This window comes from Vibrio sp. 10N.222.46.A1 (genome assembly GCF_041473595.1).
In the GTDB taxonomy this organism is placed as follows: domain Bacteria; phylum Pseudomonadota; class Gammaproteobacteria; order Enterobacterales; family Vibrionaceae; genus Vibrio; species Vibrio tasmaniensis_A.
Genome location: NZ_JBFRSN010000667.1, coordinates 1 through 3,612 on the forward strand (window position 1 = coordinate 1; position 3,612 = coordinate 3,612).

Annotated in this window: 4 protein-coding genes; 1 reads left to right on the plus strand and 3 read right to left on the minus strand. The window is 48.9% G+C overall.

The features are described 5' to 3' along the window. Positions 1 to 55 precede the first annotated feature (55 nt). From AB4496_RS18025 to hppD, 3 genes are read right to left on the minus strand one after another with little or no spacing between them, the layout of a single operon-like run. Positions 56 to 1,093 carry a fumarylacetoacetate hydrolase family protein gene (locus AB4496_RS18025; protein ID WP_009846028.1) on the minus strand — a complete coding sequence of 346 codons (1,038 nt, stop codon included), beginning with the start codon at positions 1,091 to 1,093 and terminating at the stop codon, positions 56 to 58. 12 nt (positions 1,094 to 1,105) lie between these two features. Continuing rightward, positions 1,106 to 2,236: a homogentisate 1,2-dioxygenase gene (locus AB4496_RS18030; protein ID WP_009846027.1), complete on the minus strand. Its 1,131-nt coding sequence runs from the start codon at positions 2,234 to 2,236 to the stop codon at positions 1,106 to 1,108. Further along, the gene (gene hppD / locus AB4496_RS18035) at positions 2,229 to 3,302 is read right to left on the minus strand and encodes a 4-hydroxyphenylpyruvate dioxygenase (protein WP_017100488.1); all 1,074 of its coding nucleotides are present in this window, start codon (positions 3,300 to 3,302) and stop codon (positions 2,229 to 2,231) included. The genes AB4496_RS18030 and hppD overlap by 8 nt, the downstream gene beginning before the upstream one ends. 88 nt (positions 3,303 to 3,390) lie before the next feature. On the opposite strand from hppD, the gene AB4496_RS18040 reads away from it, so the two are divergent. Continuing rightward, on the plus strand, positions 3,391 to 3,573 hold the full coding sequence (locus AB4496_RS18040; RefSeq protein ID WP_083784015.1) for a hypothetical protein: 183 nt from the start codon (positions 3,391 to 3,393) through the stop codon (positions 3,571 to 3,573). The last annotated feature ends 39 nt before the right edge of the window (positions 3,574 to 3,612 follow it).

Genomic DNA, 3,612 nt, shown 5'->3' on the forward strand with positions numbered 1-3,612 from the left:
GTATAATGTTCTTGTTCACGATGCTCTCGCTCATACAGAAATCCTATTACGTGGACTATAGCGCTCGATATTGACTGACTTTCTGGTCAATCGCGCCAAAAATGGAGTCACCCGCTACATCGAACATCTCAAGCTTGATCGAGTCACCAAACGACATGAATTGAGTCGACGGTTTGCCATCTCGAATCGTCTCTATCATGCGTACTTCAGCAATGCATGAATAGCCTACACCGCCCTCAGCAATTGAGGTGCCGTGGTCAGTACCTTGTTTATTGGAAACCGTGCCCGAGCCAATGATTGCACCGGCCGATAGTGGGCGAGTTTTCGCAGCATGGACTACTAGTTCAGCAAAGTTGAAAGTCATATCGACGCCCGCATTCGGACAACCAAAAGGTTGGTCGTTGTAGGTCGATATCAACGATAGATGTACCTTGCTGCCTTTCCATTGCTCGCCAAGCTCATCAGGTGTTACCGCAACCGGGGAGAACGCCGAAGAAGGCTTAGACTGGAAGAAACCAAAGCCTTTCGCGAGCTCAGCCGGAATCAAACCGCGCAGCGACACATCGTTCACCAACATCAGTAATCGAATCGACTCGTGCGCCTGTTTAGCACTGGCACCCATTGGCACGTCACCGGTGACAATCGCAACCTCACCTTCGAAATCGATGCCCCACTCGTCGCTGGCAAACTCGATGTTGTCACGAGGGCCGATAAAGGCATCTGAACCGCCTTGATACATTAATGGATCGACCCAGAAGCTTTCTGGCATTTCAGCACCACGTGCTTTACGCACCAATTCAACGTGGTTTACATACGCGCTGCCATCAGCCCATTGATAAGCACGTGGCAGAGGCGATTCACAATACTGAGGTGCAAACACTTCACTGCCTGTCACATGCCCGTTGTTTAACGAGGTGTATAACTCTTCTAACTGAGAAACAACGCTGTCCCAGTTATCCAATGCTACCTGCATGGTGGGTGCAAGGTGCATCGCATGGAAGATTTCAGTGGCAGCCACACATTGTTTGAGATCTTTGCTCACGACCATCAATAGACCATCGCGAGTGCCATTTTTCTTGCTTGCTAATTTCATCCTTGTTGCCCCTTACTTCTCTTGCCAACTGTAGACATATTCTTTGTTCTCAACGCTATCGAGTTCGTCAGAGAACTGCAGTGCATGGCGAGTATCAATCATCACCGCCACTTCGTCGGTAAACTTCTTCTTATGCGCCTGACCTGCCTTAAAGGCTTTAGGGTGAGGTCCATGCGTGAAGCCTGCTGGATGGAAAGTCACCATGCCCGCTTCAATATTGTCACGGCTAAAAAAGTCACCAGCGTGATAGAAGAGTACTTCGTCGTAGTCGTCATTGTTGTGGTAGAACGGCACTTTCAATGCACCTGGATCGCTCTCAATCGGGCGTGGTACAAAGGTGCACACTACAAAGCCTGCGCCAACAAACGTCGTATGCGCAGATGGTGGCAAGTGGTAGCGATGTGACATCAGCGGTCTGATATCGCGCCAATTCACTTTCACCACCGCTAAGTCGCCATGCCAGCCAATTGCATCCAATGGATTGAACGGATAGGTGATCACGCTGACTTTGTCGTGGCGCTTCACCTGAACCTGAGTCTGGTTTTCAGAATACTGAGCGCGAAATTGATCATTGATTGAAGGAATGTCGAGCACCGCAGGATCAAACACCGCGTGATTACCGACCATGCCTTTCTCTGGCAAGGAGTAAGCCGCGTCTGTGTTCTCAATCATCAAGATAAACATCGGCTCGCTTGGCTCTAAACGCCAGTTGGTCGAGCGCGGGATCATCACGTAATCCCCTTCACTCACCACTAGATGACCATAGTCACAATAGAGATCGGCGCTGCCTTGATGAATGAACAGCAGCTCATCGCCATCGGAGTTACGCACCAAGAAATCCATCTTCTCATCCATGCGCCATACGCGGATTTTGCAGTCTGCGTTATGCAAAAGATGAGGCACCGCCCAAGGGGTTATCTGGCTAGCTTTCTCCACCAGCGTAAAATCAAAAGCGCGAGGGCGCAAATCACCCTCCCACTCCGACCAACCTGTTGGGGCATGTTGGTGATGAAAATGAGCGGCAGGGCCGAAGAATCCACTTCGGCCCGCCTCTCGCTCATAAATTGCCTCTTCAGGGAAGTCGGCGTGCGCTTGTTTAGAGCACACCCCTTCCCGGTGAGGAAACGAGATCCATTTATGCATCGTCTAATACTCCTCGACGAATCTGGTCCTCTTCAATCGATTCAAACAGCGCCTTGAAGTTACCTTCGCCAAAGCCTTCATTGCCTTTACGCTGAATGATTTCAAAGAACACAGGCCCAATTACCGTCTGTGTGAAAATTTGCAGCAAGATGCCGTCTTTGGTCGGCGCGCCATCAATCAGAACGCGTAAGTCACGCAACAGATCAGTGTCTTCCCCGTGGCCTTTCACACGATCGTCAACTTTCTCATAGTAGGTATCTGGGGTTGGCATAAAGTCCATGCCGCGATCACGCAGAGTCTTCACCGTTTTGTAGATGTCATCGGTGGCGAGTGCGATGTGTTGGATACCTTCGCCGTTGTATTCGCGAATAAACTCTTCGATTTGTGATTTGTCGTCCGAAGACTCATTGATAGGGATACGGATTTTGCCACACGGTGAGGTCATGGCGCGGCTCACAAGGCCTGTCAGCTTGCCTTCAATGTCGAAGTAACGAATCTCACGGAAGTTACCAAGACGCTCATAGAACCCAGACCACACATCCATATTGCCTTGCTTAACGTTGTGCGTGAGGTGGTCGATTTCATACAAGCCAACATTAGCTTCTGCCATGCGCTGTTCTGCATCATCATAAAATCGGAAGTCAACATCATAGATACTCTGCTTACCATAACGATCCACAAAATAGAGCAGGCTTTCACCGATGCCGTAAATGGCAGGAATGCTCAGTTCCATCGGCCCTATTTCCGTTTTGTACTCTTCACCGCCGCCCTTAAACGCTTGCTCCATTGCAGCGGTTGCTTCGTTGACACGAAAAGCCATGCCACAGACCGATGGCCCATGCACTTTAGCGAACGCTTCCGCTTGGCTGTGAGGCTGTTCATTGACGATAAAGTTGATGTCACCTTGTCGATACAGCCAAGCCTCTTTTGAGCGGTGCTTGGCGATCTCAGCAAAACCAAGTGACACAAACAGCGCTTTAAGTTGCTCAATTCCCTTGTGGTCAACGGCCGTGTATTCAACAAACTCGAATCCATCCGTGCCAAGCGGGTTGTATGTATCCACCATGAACTTTCTCCTTGTACCTATCGGTTTTGTGTTGTGTTGTGTATTTTTTGTCCTTAATTAAATTTGGCCCACAAGCCGAGATAATGGAATGGGTGGAGGAAAATGGGCAATTTCGATGAAATCCTGTCAGTTTGTAAAATATTTGTTACACACAAACTGTCAAGACAAGAAAGTGAGTGCTATCAAGGGATTGAAATATGGTGGTTTGATTTACAGCAGAGCAAGAGATGTTACTGAATTGTTACATGCATCCTTTTGTCAGCTAAGGTAATAAATCGAACATTAGACTGAAGATGCAAAAAAGCCGCTG